The sequence below is a fragment of the Listeria booriae genome (assembly GCF_000766865.1).
GTDB lineage: Bacteria > Bacillota > Bacilli > Lactobacillales > Listeriaceae > Listeria_A > Listeria_A booriae.
In genome coordinates this window covers 1-18,174 of record NZ_JNFA01000011.1, presented here as the reverse complement: position 1 = coordinate 18,174, position 18,174 = coordinate 1, and the positions used below count along the sequence as shown (strand labels likewise).

The window sequence follows — 18,174 nt, the reverse complement described above, 5'->3', positions numbered from 1 at the left end:
CGAGCTTGTCCCAAAAGCGCTATCCAAGCGTGAGGGGCAAGCTCGATTTTTGATTGTGAATGAAGAATCTGTACGGAGGTATAAGTACGAAATGTACATATCTTGTAACCGTTATATTTGTAACGTAAAATCTTGTTGTGTTTTACTTAGTAGCATAGTAAAATAGGCTTTGATAGGCATTATATTAAACGCAGAAAAAAGGAGAAGAAAATATGCTATTTAGTACGACGACATTTTTATTTGTGTTTTTACCATGTGTTTTAGTCATTTATCTCATTACACCAAGAAAGCTAAAAAACATTGTTTTGCTGCTTGCCAGCTTATTTTTTTATGCTTGGGGAGAGCCGAAGTTTCTTTATGTCATGCTACTTTCGATTGCGCTCAACTATGTGTTTGGTATACTTGCCGATAAGGCGAAGCGTGAGGGAAAACATGGTAAGTTAGTCATCACGCTGATGGTTATTGGGAATTTAATTATTCTTGGAATTTTTAAATATGCGAATTTTGTTGTATTTAATATGGAATCATTGTTTGGCGCTAATTTTGATTGGAAAATGATTGCGTTACCACTCGGGATTTCGTTCTATACGTTCCAAGGGATTAGTTATGTTATCGATGTATACCGAGGGGATGGCAAAGTACAGAAAAATCCGTTAAATATTGCATTATACATATCATTATTTCCTCAACTCGTGGCAGGACCGATTGTTCGTTACCAAACGGTTGCGGATCAGATTGAGAGTCGCCGAGTTGATTTGAATTTATTTACGAGCGGAGTGAAGCGTTTTATTATCGGATTGGCGAAGAAGATGTTCATTGCGAATAACTGTGGTTTAGTCGCGGATCAGATTTTTCAAAGTCAGGGCGGTAGTTTATCTGTTGGGACGGCTTGGATTGGGCTGATTTTCTATTCCTTGCAAATTTTCTTTGATTTCTCTGGGTATTCGGATATGGCGATTGGGCTTGGACGGATGTTTGGATTTAAATTCTTGGAGAACTTTAATTACCCGTACATTGCGAAGTCGGTTTCTGAGTTTTGGCGGAGATGGCATATTTCGCTTGGAACTTGGTTTAAGGATTATGTATACATTCCGTTAGGCGGAAATCGTGTTTCTCCTATTAAAATATACCGGAACTTGGCGATTGTCTGGTTGGCTACTGGTATTTGGCATGGCGCTAGTTGGAATTTCTTGCTGTGGGGCGCGTATTATGGCGCATTCATTATGCTGGAAAAAGCCTTTTTAGGTAAAGCATTACTGCGAGTTCCAGCGGCATTGCAACATGTGTACGCATTGATTGTCATTGTTTTTGGCTGGTTACTATTCCGAATTGATAATGTGAGCGATATTTGGACCTATTTATGTTCCATGTTTGGTTCTGGCGCGTTTTGGGATGCAAGGGCAACGTACTATATGCACGAATATTACATGGTGCTTATTGTTGCAATTATTGCGTGTACGCCGCTTGTTAAGAACTTTTTTGCGAGTGATAAATTACTTACTTTCATGCAAAAACATCGCGCGTTACACATCACAAAAGATATTGCTACATTAGCCGTATTGGCGTTCATTTTTGTGTATTCTGTGGCGTTGGTCGTTGGTTCAACATTTAATCCGTTCATTTATTTCAGATTTTAAAACGTGAGGAGAATTACTGTGAATAAAAAACTATTTAACTTATTGCTATCAGCGGGATTTCTGCTCTTTATTTTCGGAGTGTTTTTCTTCTATATCGTGGCTGGAGATAATAAAGTATCGATTTTAGAAAGTCGGAATTTGGCGCAGGAACCTACGTATAGCGCGGAGGCGGTTGCCAGTGGGGATTATATGCGTGCTTGGGATAGCTTCTTTAATGACCAGTTTCCGCGAAGGGATGCTTTTACGGAGCTGAACATGCGTGTGAATGAGTTGGCGCTGGGCCAAGATGTGTATAAGGATGTTTATGTGGCGCCAGATGGTTATTTACTAACGAAAGTGGAATCTTATACAAAAGACGACGCCAAAAAAATTGCGAAACGCATTAACAATGTTGGTAAGGAATTACAAACATTAGATGTAAAAACAAGTCTTGTTGTAGTTCCGAACAAATCGACTGTTTTTGAAGATAAGTTTCCGACGTACTATCCGAGTTTCGGGCGCGAAGGCTACAATCGCCTCATGCCGCTAATTGACGATACGTACGTGCAAAATATTGACGTTTCACAAATCCTTTATAAAAATAAAGAAAAGCCAAACATGTTTTTCTATACCGATCACCATTGGCAAGCGACTGCTGCGTTTTTAGCTTCCGAGAAAGTAACGAAAGATATGAATCCTGGCGTAAAACAGCTGACAAAAGACGACTGGACATGGAAAATGGAAGGCTTGCCGTTTTACGGTTCGGATGCTCGAAAAACAACATCTGCGCTTGCTTCGAAGTCGGATCAAGTGATGGTTGCGACGCAGAAAAATTTAAGCGCGCCGTATAAATTAGATGTTATTCAGGAACAGCGGGATTCGCTTTATGTAATGAGTAGATTAACGGACCCGGCCGTGTATGCCAACCGTTATACCGCCTATATTGGCACGGATTACCCAGAGTTGCATATCACATCCCCAGATCCACTGACGAAGAAGAATTTGCTGATTTTTAAAGATTCTTATGCGAACGCCTTTATTCAGTTTATCGCGCCGTACTATGCGAATGTGCATGTACTTGATTTGCGCTACTACAAGAATCTAGACTTACAAGCTTACGTGAAAAAATACAAGATTGATGATACCTTATTGTTCTTCAATAATAACTCGATTTATGCGACACCACAGTTGACGACGTTCCATTAGGAGGAAAAACAATGCTTACAAAAGAAACCATTATGCAAATCGCGACAAGTGAAGCAAACGCAGGCGATTTTCCAAAAGTCGTGCAAGGATTTAAAGCCGCTGGTGTGACAAAATATGATTACATCGTGGCAACTGGAATGTACGTGTTTTACGATGCGGAAGGCGCGAAAGTGGAAGCACAGTTGAACGGCATTCCAAAAGAAGTCGCCGCAGAATCATCCGTAGACGCGATAACCGATGCCATCAAACAAGCCCAAGCTGGCAAAGTTGATTTTGAGAAATTTTGCGCGTTGGCGGGTCAAGCTGGTGTTCCTTATTGGCATGCGGATTTAGTCGGGATGTTGGTGACGTATAAAGATAGAAATGATGCGGTTCTTAAAGCGGAGGCAATTCCAAATGAATAAGTACATGAGAGGGTCCTAGATAGGGCTCTTTTTTTATGTAATTTATGTTACTAAAATCGGTTAATAGGGTATTAAGTTACGTATGTGATATTGAAATGAATAAGGGGGAATGAGGTATGAAACGGATTTTTGCGGCTGTGTGTGCGGTGGCTATCGTTTTGCAACTCTTTTTACCACAAATGATTTATGCAGTGACAACTGGTGATGAAAACGGGAATGTATTGCGTGTTTCGGATATTGTGGTTGAAAATCAAGAAAAATTGGATGCTAAGGCTATCCATATAACGTTTAAAGGACATGTGGAAACGGCTGATGCAGAACAAGAAATTGCGATTGGTTTACCGGCTAACGCTACTTTCTTAGATCAAAAAGGAGAATTAAAAGATGAGGCGCAACGTACGATTGGGCAATATGAAACGGCAAATCAGACATTATTATTGACGATTAAACCTAATGTTGCGAATGATCTGACTGTAAAACTTGACGCGGCATTAAAAGATGCGAAAACACCGCAAGGATCGCTTGTTTTTGATGTGAACGGTGAGAAAATTACGAGAGATTATACATTGATGGCACCCGACGAGAAAGATAGTGTGGTAGAAAAACCTGTAGACACGACGAAAGATGCGGCGGATAAGAGCGTGACAACGAAGGAGAAAAAAGCAAACACGGTTAAGGCGCTAGCGGCACGGGAGCCTGTGGACATCACGACGCTTTTTGGAGCTGATGATACGTTTTTGACGGAGCTTGCGTTGACGTATAAAGATGAGAATGGGAATGCTGTGACAAATCCGACGGTAGATGATCGTGTGAATTTTAAATTAACATTTGATTTACCGGAGTCTGTTCGTGCGCAAATGGAAAACGGTGATTATTACACATTTACGTTACCGAATACTACGAAAATTTTGCAGAAGCAGAACTTCTCTTTAAAAAATAGTGATGGAGAGGCTTACGCTGCTGTGACGGTAGGCTTGGACGGTGTCGTGAAAATCGTGTTTAATGAAAAAGTGAATGAAGAGTCGGAAATTCATGGTGATTTTAATTTTGATGGGGCGTTTAATGAGGTGAATATTCCGGGACCAGGTGATATCACGATTGCCTTGCCAGGTGTGGACAAAGTGCCGGGCGTGGGTGTTACAATTAAGCCATCTGTTTCTAGTTCGGTAAGTAAGGAAGGGCATTTTGATAAGACGCCAAATCCGAATCAAGTGATTTGGAACGTGGATGTTAATAAGAAGATGGACCATGTGACGAACGCGACGATGACGGAAAATCTGCCAGCTGGGCTTGCAGTTACGGGCGTGAAGGTATACGCGATTAAGGTGGATTTTGATGGGAATGTGATTGCAGAGAGTGCGACGGAGATTCCGACGAGTGACTATACGGTAGACGCTGCGGGCAAAGTCGTTTTTCTAAACGCGATTGATCAGCCTTACCGCATCGAATATACAACGACGATTGCTGAAAATGCCAAACCAGGCAATGAAGGCGGCGATGTGACATTTAAAAATAACGTCGTTTTTGATGGGGATGAAATTGCGCCTATTCCAGCAGTTGCAACGGTGACGGCGAATTATAAGACCGGTCTTGTGAAGGGCGAGCCAGATTATCATCCGGAAAATCAGACATTTGATTGGATGATTGAATATAATCATAATGAATTTAAAATAAAAGAATCACAAGCAACAGTACACGATGCCATTAGCGGTAACATGTCGTTAGTAAGTGATAGTGTTGTTTTGAAAAAAGTGACATTTGACAGTAACGGCAATGCTCAAGAAGGCGCGACACTGGTTGCAGGAGAAGATTACACGCTTGTTCCAGCGGTAAACGATAAAGGTTTTGACATCCAATTTATTGGAGACGTCGATTATGCAGTCAATATTAACTACACAACCAAAGCCAACGATGTGATTGACAAAGATATAACTTATGACAACAGCGTTTCCGATGGTAGTGGTAATGCGGACAGCGAGTCAGGAACGGCGCAACAACAAGGTTTGATTAAGCAACATGAAAATCCGAACTATGCGGATAAAACGATTGCATGGGTTGTCGATGTGAATAAGAACAATTATCAGATGGAAAATTGGACATTTACAGATACTCTGAGTAAAGGTCTGACCTACAACAGCCCTAGTTTTACAATTCAAGATACTACAGTGGATATGCCGCTACAAGAAGGTAGAGATTACACTTTTTCGTATGACCCTGTGACAAATCAGCTACATGTTACTTTCATTGGAGATCTTAAGAGTACAAGAGATACCTTTCAAATCCGCTACAGCACACATTTTGATACAAATATGTTGACCGATAGTGCCACTTCTTTCAAAAATAACGCCACATCCGATTGGGTTAGCACAACAGATAATACGCATAAAAATCCAGGAGATAGCGCAACATTTCGACCTAGCACTGCTTCTAAAAATAACGGATTTAAAACAGGTTCGTATAATGCCTCAAACAAATTAATTACTTGGACACTAGCCACTAACTACAATAAAGAAGTATTAAACAACGCCAAAATAACGGACAAAATGACGGACAACCAAAAATATGTGCCGGGTAGCCTAAAAGCATTCTATTATCAAGTGAATGCAAACGGCAACTATACAAAAGGCGCGGAACTTAGCGCAGGGGAAATGGCAGATTTAACGGTCACAGAGCCTTCTGACGCAAACGATAAAACGTTGACAATCAAAATTCCAAATAGTGATCCGGGAACACAAATCATCTTCGAATACCAGACATCACTCGCGGGTGAGGTGATTCATACATCGGACAGCTACACGAATGTCGCCAAAGTAGAAAACGATGGCTTCCCAACATCTAATATTACCGGAAAAGTTTCTGTAGCTAACGGCGGCAGTTACGCGACAAAAACAGGCGCTCAAGACGAAGATGGCTACGTCAATTGGGATGTCATGATTAATCCGAGCCAGTCCACGCTAAACAATGTGATCGTGTCCGATAATCCATCAACAAACCAAGTGATAGATGAAAGCTCCATCATAGTTTACACCACAACCATCGATGCCTCAGGAAAAATCACACGTGGCGCTCCCTTAGATGAATCGCTATACGACGTCGTTTTGACAACCGATAACGTCACTGGCTCGCAACATTTAGAAGTCAAACTAAAAAATCAAATTACAGCGAGCTACGAACTTAGCTACCGTTCCATGGTGTTTTTAACAGGAAATACAGGAACCGTTTCAAATGATTTAACAGTTGTCGGTGATAATATCGAAACCATCAAAGGCGAGGACAAAAAAGAAGTCAATGTGCACGTATCCAATGGTGGCGGAACCGCGATAGGTACAAAAGGAAATATTACGCTTCACAAAGTAGACGAAACAGGAGCAGCCTTAACAGGTGCAAGGTTCGAACTGCTTAACGCTGCCAAAACGATAGAGCTAAGAGAAGGAACAGTAGACAGTAACGGTAGCATCGAGTTCGGTAATTTACCATTCGGTACGTATATTTTGCGAGAAGTTCAAGCGCCAGCGGGTGTATCGATTCCACCAGAATTGCTAGCAGGAAAACCCGTAACGATTGACGCCAAATCTTCAGCTCCGATTGCGTTTACAAACATCGTCAACGAGCGCTCCAAAGTCGAATTAAGCAAAGTAGGCCCAGATAACGAAAAACTAGCGAACGCCACATTTAAATTAGAACAAAAAGTAGGTAACGCATGGCTACCAATTCGCGCTAATGAAACCTTCACTACGAATCAAGACGGCAAGCTAATCGTCCGAGGCCTAGATGAGGGAACCTACCGTTTTACAGAAACGAAAGCACCAAACGGCTATATTTTAAATACAAAACCTACCGAGTTTACCGTCACGCGTGATGTCAATGGCGCCATTGCTGACCAATCCATCGGGCCAGTTGTTAACTATTTAGGCGGTATCGGCTTCCAGAAAGTCGCCAGCGACGGCATGACAGGACTAGCAGGAGCAGTTTTCAAAGTAACGAGAGTGGCAGACGGAGCGGGAAACATTGTTAATCAGCCAATCACCACGAATCTCACATCAGGCTCAGATGGTTTGGTTCGTTTAACAGGGCTAGCCCCGGGCCGGTACACCATGCAAGAAACCAAAGCGCCAACAGGTTACATTTTAAATACGCAAGTAAGAACATTTACGATCGCGTCCCAACATAGCGGTGGCGTCGATCCAATAACGCTTGAAAACCAAGTGAACTACAAAGGCAGCATGGCATTTACAAAAACAGATCCAACCAACCAGTCACTAAGCGGCGCCGTATTCGAGATTAGAACATTGACAAACCAACTCGTTCAAACCGTGACAAGCGACAGCCAAGGAAAAGTCTCCGCTACGAATTTAGCACCAGGAAAATATAAAGTAGTCGAAACACAAGCACCAGCAAACTATATCGTAAACACCGAAGCCAAATTTTTCACTGTCCCAACACAAGCAAGCGGAGAGCCACAAGTCATCACGTTGCCAAACGCCATCAACTATCAAGGTAGCGTTCTCCTCACCAAAGTCAACGGACAAGGAGAGAAATTACAAGGCGCAGAATTCACGCTATACGATGCCAACGAACAACCACTTGGTGTCTATACATCAAATAGCGCAGGCGAAATCAACATCGACCAATTAGCACCAGGTGACTACACATTAAAAGAAACCAAAGCACCACTACAAAGCAACGGTCAGCCATACATTTTGAATGAATTCCCAGTCGACTTCGCAATCGCAAGCAAGCAACAAGGCAAAGTAAAACAACTCGACCTCGGCGAATATCAAAACTTCAAAGGCATCGTCAAACTAACCAAAATAGGCAATTCCAAAGCATTGAGCGGCGCCGTATTTGATCTGTATAAATCCGACGAAGAAGTCCCAATAAAAGAAGTCATTTCAGACGACGCAGGAAACATTGACTACGGCAAAATCGGTCCCGGTTATTACAAACTAGTCGAAACCAAAGCACCAGAAGGGTTCATCATTAATAAAAACCCAATTTATTTCGTAGTCTCCAATTCCGGAGGCACAAACCAAATCATCGACAAAGGCAATTTTGAAAATTACCAAGCAGCCATTCGCTTCCAAAAAACAGCCCCAGATGGTAAAAAACTGGACACCGCCGTCTTCTCGCTCACAAAAGTAACAAATATCGACGGCAAAAAAGTCAATCAAGTGCTCACCAACGAATTAAAAGCAGACGATAAAGGCGATTATGGTTACGGCGGACTAGCCCCAGGAAAATACGAAATTCGCGAAGTAAAAGCACCAGCTGGCTATATCCGAACAATGAAACCACACACATTTGAAATCACCTCAGAATTCCTCGACCACCCAGGCACCATAGAATTAGGCGATTTCGTCAATTACCAAGGTAGCGCAGAACTAACAAAAGTAAGCGAGCAGAACAAACCATTATCAGGCGTTGGATTCCAACTAACCAACACCACAACAAAAGAAACAAGCACCTACACGACCGACAAAAACGGCAAACTACAAATAAGCCATTTAGCCCCAGGAAAATACACTTTACAAGAAACAAAAGCTAAATCAGGCTATATTTTAAACAAGAAAACGATCCAGTTTGCAATCACACCAACGACCGAAACCGAACCAGCGACCGTAAATCTCGGCAAATTTATCAACTACAAAGGCACAGTACTCCTCACGAAAGTCGATGCCAACCAGCCAACCAAGAAACTAAAAAACACACAGTTCAAGCTCATCGACAATACCGGAAAAGCAATCAAAACTAATCTGGTGACAAACCGTGCCGGCGAGATTACTGTTTCCAATCTAAGCCCAGGCAAATACGCCTTCGTAGAAACCAAAGCAACACCAAACTATCAAATCGACAGCGAGCAACTACCATTCACCATCCAAGCCAATCAAACAGGAAAACCAACAATCCAAACGCTCACTGCCAAAAACAAAGCACTACCAATCGACACTAATCAAGGTGATCCTACACCACCAACAGTTGATAAAACATCGCCGACAGTTATAAGAACAACGATCACTGGCGATGGCAAAGCAAAAGCAACATTACCAATGACCGGCGATAGCCAACAAGACATCTTACAACTACTCGGAACAATTATACTGAGCGTAGGCCTTTACATCACCTTACGAAAACGTAAATAACACATAAAAACGCGATTCTACACCTAATTCAGGCTAGAATCGCGTTTTATTCATTATCAGAATGTATATTTTTTTTCAAAAAGGGTATTAAAATAAAGTTGTTAGCATTTGTTTTGGAAAAGGGGCTAGAAAATGTATCTATTAATTATAGGAATTGTTATTTTAGCTGTGGGCTTGTTCATATTCGAACCGAAACGCCGCGATGATTGAAATACAAACGCTTTCGCCGAATGTACGTCTTACCTATAGTCTTTGGGTAAGGCGGTCTACGGCTTTGTTTAGGTTGTGGTTCTAACTTTCAAATAAAAGACAACTTAAGTACGCCAATAATAAACCATCAGTTTTGCGCAATGACAAGTTGGTTAGTTCTTGGAATTTATCGATACGATATTGAATGGTGTTTCGGTGCATAAACATTGCTTTGGCAGTCATGCTGAGGTTGCCTTGTTGTGCCCAAAGCGCCTTAATTAACGGCTCCCACGTGTCGTCTTTTTCAAAAATGAGCCCGATTTGGCGTACTAGTAAACTATCTGTTAAATGTGCTGCGATCATCGGCAGGCAATTGGATTCTACGGTTTGCACGAGTTGATTCGTGTTTTGGCGGAATAAATGCTGTTCTTCGGCGAATAAATCACGTAACAGTAGGTTCTTTGGATGAAATAAGCCCATAAAAAACTGTACTCGCATGTAAAAATCGCTTTCTAACGTTGTTGAAATCGCGTCTAACTCCTCCTCGCCGAGCAATGACCCCGCAACTTTTTCGATAATGACGCCATAATCATCTGTAAGCATTAGCAGTTCGCTATCTTGTGCGAAGAAACTAGCCAATGCTTTTTGCCATTCCTGCAATGTTTTCTTAGGAGGGATGGCGGATTGAATTTGAAATTGGATGATGCGGTAGTTCGTGTTCTCCTCTTTTAAATCCAGATTTTCCTGTGTGAATAATAAGGTATACCAATCATGCAACTGCTCGTTTTTGAAGGCAGGAGCGGGTGCTTGAAATAAGGTTTGCAGTAAATCTTGCTCCACAGAAGTTAGCGCTTTCTTCGGAATTGCAAAATAATACGGTGACTCGTAAAAAAATAAGTGCGTGGCGTTTTGTTTTAACGGTTTTTCAGAATATGTAAGTTCGGGATAGCGTTCTTTCAGTTTTTGGATGCGCATGGTTTTGACCTCACTTTCTACTATAATTATTGTGGCAAATCCAGTTTGGAAAGTCAAATTTGATTGCATCGCTAATATTAGCTATAATGAGTAAAGTTGATAGCGCAACTAATGTGCTACATAGAAAGAGGGAATAATATGGCAGGTCGGTACGAAATTATCGCAAAATCGATGTCCATTGTGAATCGGTGTGGGAATACATTTAAATTAAATCGGTTAAAAGAATACGGCTTGGGCGTAGGGCAATTACGCTATATCACGACGTTATATCATCATGGCGGCTTATCGCAAGACACAATTGTGAAGCGTTTCATGGTAGACAAAGCAAACGTCGCGCGCCACATCCAGCGGTTAGAAGACTTAGGAATGATCAGACGCGAAGTCGACCAGACCGACAAGCGAAAACATCTCATTTATTTAACGGAAAAAGGCCAAGAAGTACAGCCAATCATTGAAGAAACGATGAAAGCTTGGTCGGGAATTTTGACAGACGGTTTTACAGAAGAAGAACGCGAGCAGCTCGTGCATTTATTAGTACGAATGGCTGAAAACGCGCAAAATTTTCAAGAGGAGGTGAGCGGTGATGAAGGAACAGAGTAAGCGATTAGGAGAAGACAAAATTGGTTCGCTCATGTGGCGGCTATCCGTTCCTGCCTTTATCGGCATGTTTGTCATGGGAATGTATAACATTGTCGATACGATTTTCGTGGCGCGGGGCGTTGGTTCACTAGGCGTTGCGGCACTTTCTATCGCGTTTCCAGTACAGATGATTATGATGGCCATGGCAGCAATGTTCGGAATTGGTGGGGCCTCGATTATTTCGCGGGCCCTAGGTGCCGGAGACCAAGAACGGGCCAACAAAGTGTACCACCAAGTAATTTGGCTTGTGGTAATTTCCAGCTTGTTGCTCGCCCTCGTGACATTTGTTTACCTAGATCCGCTCATCACAATGTTCGGCGCGACACCAGAAATCCACCAGTACGCGAAGGATTTCCTGCAAATTCTACTGCTGGGCTCGGTTTTCCAAACGTTCGGGATGGCGATGAACAACATTGTTCGTTCCGAAGGTAATGCCAAAATTGCAATGCTGACCATGATTATTTCAGCAGTTTTAAACATGATTTTAAATCCGATTTTCATTATGGGTCTTGATTGGGGCATTCGCGGCTCCGCTTTTGCGACATTGATTGCTCAAGCAGTTGGCGCGGCATGGCTACTTATTTACTTCCTATCCGGAAAAAGTTCGCTCACACTTCGCGGCTTCCGTTTTCATATCGATTGGAAATTGTCGGGAAGCATTGTGGCGATTGGATTCCCGTCATTTATCATGATGTCGGCGGGGAGTATCGTATCGATTGCCGTGAACTGGATGCTTAATATTCATGGCGGTACAATGGCGATTGCGGCGTATGGCGTTGCGAACCGAATTGCATCTTTCATGATTATGCCGATAAACGGAGTCACCCAAGGAATGCAGCCGATTGTTGGCTTTAACTACGGTTCCCGAGAATACAAACGTGTGATTAAAGCAGTCAAATTATCGATTATCGCGGCAACAGCGATGTCCATCATAGCATTTGTCGTAGTAGAGCTGTTCCCAGACTTATTAGTCAGCGTCTTTACAGAAGACAAAGCTTTGCTAAGAGACGGCGCACATGCCGTACAAGTTGTCTTACTCGCAGCACCAACAATTGGCTTCCAAATAGTATGCGGGGGCTTGTATCAAGCACTAGGTCGCGCTCGGATTTCCTTCGTGATCTCCCTGATGCGCCAGATTATTTGCTTAGTCCCATTACTACTCATTTTGCCGAATTTCTGGGGCTTGGACGGCGTTTGGTATGCCTTCCCACTCGCAGATGTCGGAGCATTCACCGTTTGCCTCATCATTATGTTGCGAACTTGGCGCGGTTTGTTCAAAAATCCAGAAATGGTCTAGCTCAGCGTGTCGACAAACGCTCATCTGCGTCGTTAAAAGTTCCGTTCCAGTGCTCTTCTACGCTGCGCTACGCATAACTTCTCACATGGTCGAGGATACGACTCTCTCCCTGTTTTCAGTCAATGTACTCTAGTACGCTCCGCGCTGGTACTCACTTTTGCCTAGCAGCTAAGCATTTGTCGACCCGCTGAGGTTTGGTGGGATATCGTGTAGTGCGATTTTTCTACAGCTCAGCTCCGTGCATTACTGCGGGGCTTTTTTAGTGCAGAAATTGCGATTGAAAATCCTTGTAAACCGTACTAATAACGCGGCGTCCAGCATGAATCTGAGCGTCGCCCTTAAACGCGATAATCCCATTTTTCCGGTCGATGCGGGTGACGTTATTTAGATTAATTAAATACGAATTGACCCCTGAAAACTCGGCGTGGCTCGCCAATCCAGCTTTAATATTTTTCAAAAAATCCGCGATAATATACGTGCCATTACGAGTGTGCAGCATGACCTTCCTCGTACGCGGAATCGTCTCGAAATACAGAATATCCTCATACGCGACTCGATTTTCATTATCAAAAACAAAACAGTTCGTATTTTGGCGCAACATCTCCCTAGAAAAAACAGACTGCAACGCAAAAGCAATGTCATCCCAGCTCCGCGAAATCTCCTCTTGCTTCACAATATACGCAGTCGGCGCAATGTACTGCCCCACAATATCATGCAGCGCACCAGCACAATCCGTGAAAAAAATAAGATACCCGTGCACATCCAACTCCCTAATCTGCCAAGCAACATCCGCCGAATCCGCCGTTAGAAAATAAATATTAGGCAACTCCCCAATATCCCGCAAAATCGCCGCCGGTTCAGTGACCAGATGAATGTCAAAAGGATACTGATGCGCATCAATAACTTCCTTCGTTATTTGGACTAACTGCTCTTCCACAATAAAAATCCGCATAAAAACCACATCCTCTCCATACAAGTATAGCAAAGGAAACAAGTCTAGCGTGGATTGTTCAACAAAGATTCATTTTCGCGCTCAATGAGAACGCTTTCTTGGTTTATGCACGAAAAAATGAGGCATGAACTGCTATTCCAAGCAATCAAACCTCATCTCTTCTACATAAATGGTCGGAAATCATCATCCATGTTCACTAATTTCCTCAAATAAGCCACATCCGTAATCACCCACGGTTTCTTAGAAGACTGCAAGACACCCTTTTCCCGTAAATCAGCCAGAACTCGAGTCGTATAACTTTGCGACGTTTCCGAGAACTCGGCAAGCAGCCCATAATTTAAAAATAAAGGTAACTCCGCCTGGTTATTTTTGATTTGGATACCTGATTCAGTACAAAGAAGTAATGAAAAATACACACGTTCTACAGATGACAGATGATATTTTTTGACTATCAAATAGAGATAGTACCGCGTTTGTAAAGCAAAAGAAAGCATAATATGGTTCCTGGGGTCCTCCATAAAAAGCATCTTTCGTAAGTAGTTCATGTCAATTTTCCACCAAATCAAATCTGTTAAAGCGCGCATTTCACCTATCATAGGGACTTGGTTTTCCGAAATAGGCAATACCGCAAATGAACCTGGCCACGTAATAAAGAAATAACCAGCCCCCACTTTACCAGTATACGTGTAACTTAAGTAGCCATTCTCCAATAAATAAGCGTTCTTCCGATTATCGACTACTTGTACAGTCCCCTTTGGTATTCTATGCTGTGTGCAGTATTGATTAAATTGCGGATCTTTCTTTAGCAACTTCATAATATTAGAAAATGAAGCGAAAGTTGCTAGTTCACCATCACGATACATATTTTATACATCCTTTCTTCCAAATGAATTTATAGTTCTCCTATTATTTTCTATACCCCATTTCTTAAACGCCAAAATAGTGAACTAGTACACTATTTACAACGAAATCTGTTTATTTTAGATATTAAAAAAAGAATTAACGTTATTATAAATGTTCAATAAATGTTCAAATAAAGCCTATTTTAGCCGTTTTTGCCCTATCCTTGTTCTCATAAATCAAGAAAAAACGATTATAAGATTTATAAATGTTATATATGTATTTTGGTTAGCCTATTTTCTAAAAATCAAGAAAAAATAAATCATAGTATACTGTTGTTATTCGAAAGAGCAATAGTAACAAGGAGGAGAGCAAGATGTTATTAAACCCATGTGAACTTGAAAATAATTGTATTAATCGTGAATTTAGAGAGTACTTATTAAATGATCCAAGCTATTCCATCTCCTACGATAAACTATACTTTGACGCAAACAAAACGATAATAAAAGAAACACAAACCACAGATGCCATCTATATCGTGGTCTCAGGCGTAGTCATTGAAACGAAAAATCAAGTCGTTCTTCATTTTCTAGGTACAGAGGAGTGCCTCGGACTAGACACCATGTTTCACAATCAAATAGCCGCATCTAGCATCATCTCCCTAACCAAAACAACCATTTACAAAATCCCAACCCACGAAGTCATTCAAAAATTAAAAGCACAACCAGAAGGTATCCTGAAATTAAATAAATTACTGAGCAACCACACAGCCATCCTAAAAAAAAGACTAACCACAAGAACAAGCAACTACGATAAAACATTACAAGCATTATTACATTTAGCATTTCTGTATGGCGAAGAAAAAAACGATGCGATTTACATGACCATGTATTTCTCAAAAAAAATGCTCGCCAACTACTTACAACTAAGCTACGCCACTGTCGCTTCCATCTGCAAACGACTCGTAGCACAAGGAATTCTACACGACGAACCCCACGGTATGATTATTTATACGAAAAATAACACCAATTTATAACGCGTTCACATATTGTTCGGAAAAGACATTCGACAAGTCAGCATATTTGCGAAACAAGAATTTTAAAAGGTGCTAAGATAAATATATCGAAAGAGTGTTCACTGTTTTGAAAAGCACAAAGAAAGGAGTTAGCACAATGTCTTATATGCAGTTATTCGATAAAGAAGTCATGGAAGAAACATTCAATACTAACCAATTAATCAATTTACTATTAGATAAAGAAATCTATCCGATTCCAAGTACAACACTACTATTAAACAAACGGGATATCTTGTTCGATGAAAACCAAATACATGAATATATATATATCGTAAAAAGCGGACTTTTCAGTAATTGGAGAAAAGGACACGTCATTAGTTTCACAAAACAAAACGAATTCATTGGCGTTGACAGCATTCTCGGCAATGAACCATCGTTCTTCACCGTCCAAGCACTAGCCCATGCAGAAGTATGGCGCTTCACCAAAGAAGACGTCATGCGCAAACTAATGTCCACTCAAGAAGGCGTCTTCTATCTATACAATGAGATGAAAACAAATAACGAATATTTAATCCAACGAAACGTTTACCAAATGGCTGAAACAAAAGAACGCATCATGGCAAACATGATTCAACTAGCAAAACGATACGGCAAAGAAGATTCACAGCATTTAATATTACCGAAAAGTTTAACTAAAAAAATAATTGCTAATTATTTAAATATAACAATGACAACGATGTACTATATTTGCAAGCAATTAACGCAAGAAGGATTTTTAGAACCGATATCCCATCAATTAGTAATGAATAAAGCAGTAATACAAGAAAACAGCATATTAGCAGGATTACTAAAGTAGACCCATACTAAGAAAAGCAAAAAGGAGTCGGTGTTCATGAATTCAAGCTAAACGCAATGGAATGAAACCATAGCTGAAGGGAGTTAGAAACAATCGAACAATTCCAACGTCAATTAATTCATGAGAAAATGACAAGATTATATCAAGAGGAGACAATCGTCAATTAATTCATGAGAAAATGACAAGATTATATAAAGAGGAGACAATAAATAATGAGTAAGAATCAAACAATGAAAAAAGTTGCAATGGCAGTAGTCGCGGCGAATGTAGTAGCAAGTTCGCTAATTACAACAATGCCAGCGAAGAGCATGGCGGCGGAGAATGATGGTAGTACGTCAGTTGGGAATCAAGCAGAGACGAAATTGAAGAGTGGATTAACAGCCACACAAAATTTAGTGAAGAACGCAGCGTTTACTGATTTAGCCTATTGGGGTTTTGAAAAATCTGGAACTTCATCGGTTACTCCAAATGGGGATGGGTCAGTTACAATAAACTCAACTGCTTCCAGTGCTGGTTATTTATCTCAAAAAATAGATACTATTCCAGGGCACACGTATCGTTTAACAGTTACTGCAACAAATGTTTCAAATGCACAGTACGCGATATTTTTGGGGGCTACAGCGTCGACTGTAGGCTCAATATCAGGTGATTGGCGTTATTTCACTGGCACGCAAAATATTACTCTTAATACAACTGCAACAGGTGTTAAGACTGTTGTTAGTTTTCAATCGACACCTCACACTGAGGCTAATGGAATTTTTAAATTTTCAAATGTAAAAGTAGTCGATACATCAGTTCTTGACCAAACGACGATAAGTGATATTTCTACAAATACAACAACTGTGTCAGGTAAGGGAGAACCAAATGGAGCAGTGCTTATAAAAAATGGTGACGTACAAATTGGCTCTGGTAAAGTGAATTCAAATGGAGACTATAGTGTAACTATTCCAGAGCAAGCCTATGGTTCAACAATTACAGCGACCGTGATGTCTGGTACGCTATCTTCATCTGCAAATCAAACTGTAACACAAGCACCAATTGCGGCACCAACCATAAACCCATTAACAACTAAAAGCACGACAGCATCTGGAACAGGTGAAGCAGGTTCTACACTAACATTCAAAGCAAACGGCATCGAATACCCAACAACAGTCACTTCAGACGGCACGTGGAGCGTAACGATTCCAAAACAAGCAGCAAATGCAGTAGTAGAAGCAACATCCGTATTAAACAGCGTATCTAGCGCGAAAGCTACTGAAACTGTATCCTATGAAGGGCCAAATACACCAGTCTTAGACAACGTAACGAACACATCCACACGAGTAACAGGAACAGGTGACCCAGGTAACACCATCACAGTTAAAGTAAAACCAAGCAACATTTCTTACAGCGGTACAGTAGACGTTCTTGGTGAATTTTCTATTAACATTGACACGCCAGATGCAGGCGCAACCGTAGAAGCTGTTGCTCAAGATAGCACAGGTACAATCAGTCCAAAAGCAACTAAAACAGTCCTAGACGTCATCGCACCAGACGCACCAAGCGTAAATGCAGTCAAAGACACAGACACAGTCATCTCAGGAACAGGCGAAGCAAACTGTGACGTAGCCGTGAAACTACCATCAGGCGGTATCATCGAAGGTCGTACAAACAGCGAAGGCGCATTCAGCATCACCATGTCAAAACAAGCCATCGGTGCACACATCGAAGTTTCCCTCACAGACGAAGCTGGCAACAAAGGCGCAGCAACAACAGTAACCGTTCAAGCAGACACATTAGCAAACCCAACGGTTAACCGCGTATCCAACCAAGATACTAAAGTAACAGGAACAGGTGTCGCAGGCGCAACAGTCACAGTGAAAGCAAACAACATGACTTACACAGGTACAGTTCAAACAGACGGAACATACGAAGTAACGGTTCCTAAACTAGCAGCCGGCACAAGCGTATCGGTAGAACAAACAAAAGCAGGCGTAACAAGTGGCTCTGTCACTACGATTGTACAAGATGACGCAGTACCATCTGCACCAACTGTCAACGCAGTG

General features: G+C 41.5%; 12 protein-coding genes. 9 read left to right on the top strand and 3 right to left on the bottom strand.

Annotated elements, in window-relative coordinates; translation table 11 throughout:
- Positions 1-212: 212 nt before the first annotated feature.
- The 4 genes from EP57_RS03400 (at position 213) to EP57_RS03385 (ending at position 9,366) form a co-directional block, all read left to right on the top strand.
- Positions 213-1,637: an MBOAT family O-acyltransferase gene (locus EP57_RS03400; protein WP_036084260.1), complete on the top strand. Its 1,425-nt coding sequence runs from the start codon at positions 213-215 to the stop codon at positions 1,635-1,637.
- 18 nt (positions 1,638-1,655) lie between these two features.
- Entirely contained in the window at positions 1,656-2,822 is a 1,167-nt protein-coding gene (locus EP57_RS03395; protein WP_036084259.1) for a DHHW family protein, read from the top strand.
- An 11-nt stretch (positions 2,823-2,833) separates the two neighbouring features.
- Positions 2,834-3,226: a DUF1398 domain-containing protein gene (locus tag EP57_RS03390; protein ID WP_036084258.1), complete on the top strand. Its 393-nt coding sequence runs from the start codon at positions 2,834-2,836 to the stop codon at positions 3,224-3,226.
- Positions 3,227-3,342: 116 nt separating this feature from the next.
- Positions 3,343-9,366, top strand: coding sequence for a SpaA isopeptide-forming pilin-related protein (locus EP57_RS03385; RefSeq protein WP_052167527.1), 6,024 nt, complete (start codon positions 3,343-3,345; stop codon positions 9,364-9,366).
- Positions 9,367-9,657: 291 nt separating this feature from the next.
- Here EP57_RS03385 and EP57_RS03380 read toward each other — a convergent pair whose 3' ends face one another.
- Complete coding sequence (locus EP57_RS03380; RefSeq protein WP_036084256.1) at positions 9,658-10,530, bottom strand: helix-turn-helix domain-containing protein; 873 nt, start codon at positions 10,528-10,530, stop codon at positions 9,658-9,660.
- 138 nt (positions 10,531-10,668) lie between these two features.
- On the opposite strand from EP57_RS03380, the gene EP57_RS03375 reads away from it, so the two are divergent.
- Positions 10,669-11,130 (top strand): MarR family winged helix-turn-helix transcriptional regulator, encoded by a 462-nt coding sequence (locus EP57_RS03375; protein ID WP_036084254.1) that lies wholly within the window; start codon positions 10,669-10,671, stop codon positions 11,128-11,130.
- Entirely contained in the window at positions 11,114-12,466 is a 1,353-nt protein-coding gene (locus EP57_RS03370) for an MATE family efflux transporter (RefSeq protein ID WP_036084253.1), read from the top strand. Before EP57_RS03375 ends, EP57_RS03370 begins: the two co-directional genes overlap by 17 nt.
- Before the next feature lie 259 nt (positions 12,467-12,725).
- Here EP57_RS03370 and EP57_RS03365 read toward each other — a convergent pair whose 3' ends face one another.
- The gene (locus tag EP57_RS03365) at positions 12,726-13,418 is read right to left on the bottom strand and encodes a LytTR family DNA-binding domain-containing protein (RefSeq protein ID WP_036084251.1); all 693 of its coding nucleotides are present in this window, start codon (positions 13,416-13,418) and stop codon (positions 12,726-12,728) included.
- Positions 13,419-13,579: 161 nt separating this feature from the next.
- Positions 13,580-14,281 carry a helix-turn-helix domain-containing protein gene (locus EP57_RS03360; RefSeq protein WP_036084250.1) on the bottom strand — a complete coding sequence of 234 codons (702 nt, stop codon included), beginning with the start codon at positions 14,279-14,281 and terminating at the stop codon, positions 13,580-13,582.
- Between the two features lie 353 nt (positions 14,282-14,634).
- On the opposite strand from EP57_RS03360, the gene EP57_RS03355 reads away from it, so the two are divergent.
- The 3 genes from EP57_RS03355 to EP57_RS03345 all read left to right on the top strand — a co-directional run.
- Positions 14,635-15,294 carry a Crp/Fnr family transcriptional regulator gene (locus EP57_RS03355; RefSeq protein WP_036084249.1) on the top strand — a complete coding sequence of 220 codons (660 nt, stop codon included), beginning with the start codon at positions 14,635-14,637 and terminating at the stop codon, positions 15,292-15,294.
- 136 nt (positions 15,295-15,430) lie between these two features.
- Positions 15,431-16,129 carry a Crp/Fnr family transcriptional regulator gene (locus EP57_RS03350; RefSeq protein ID WP_036084248.1) on the top strand — a complete coding sequence of 233 codons (699 nt, stop codon included), beginning with the start codon at positions 15,431-15,433 and terminating at the stop codon, positions 16,127-16,129.
- A gap of 212 nt (positions 16,130-16,341) precedes the next feature.
- Positions 16,342-18,174, top strand: a 1,833-nt coding sequence (locus tag EP57_RS03345; RefSeq protein WP_036084246.1) for an Ig-like domain-containing protein, incomplete at its 3' end; no start/stop codon positions are given.

Excerpts from the sequence above, each read along its gene's own strand:
- EP57_RS03400 (WP_036084260.1), top strand. The coding sequence starts at position 213 with ATGCTATTTAGTACGACGACATTTTTATTTGTGTTTTTACCATGTGTT.
- EP57_RS03390 (WP_036084258.1), top strand. The coding sequence starts at position 2,834 with ATGCTTACAAAAGAAACCATTATGCAAATCGCGACAAGTGAAGCAAAC.
- EP57_RS03385 (WP_052167527.1), top strand. The coding sequence starts at position 3,343 with ATGAAACGGATTTTTGCGGCTGTGTGTGCGGTGGCTATCGTTTTGCAA.
- EP57_RS03380 (WP_036084256.1), bottom strand. The coding sequence starts at position 10,530 with ATGCGCATCCAAAAACTGAAAGAACGCTATCCCGAACTTACATATTCT.
- EP57_RS03375 (WP_036084254.1), top strand. The coding sequence starts at position 10,669 with ATGGCAGGTCGGTACGAAATTATCGCAAAATCGATGTCCATTGTGAAT.
- EP57_RS03370 (WP_036084253.1), top strand. The coding sequence starts at position 11,114 with ATGAAGGAACAGAGTAAGCGATTAGGAGAAGACAAAATTGGTTCGCTC.
- EP57_RS03365 (WP_036084251.1), bottom strand. The coding sequence starts at position 13,418 with ATGCGGATTTTTATTGTGGAAGAGCAGTTAGTCCAAATAACGAAGGAA.
- EP57_RS03360 (WP_036084250.1), bottom strand. The coding sequence starts at position 14,281 with ATGTATCGTGATGGTGAACTAGCAACTTTCGCTTCATTTTCTAATATT.
- EP57_RS03355 (WP_036084249.1), top strand. The coding sequence starts at position 14,635 with ATGTTATTAAACCCATGTGAACTTGAAAATAATTGTATTAATCGTGAA.
- EP57_RS03350 (WP_036084248.1), top strand. The coding sequence starts at position 15,431 with ATGTCTTATATGCAGTTATTCGATAAAGAAGTCATGGAAGAAACATTC.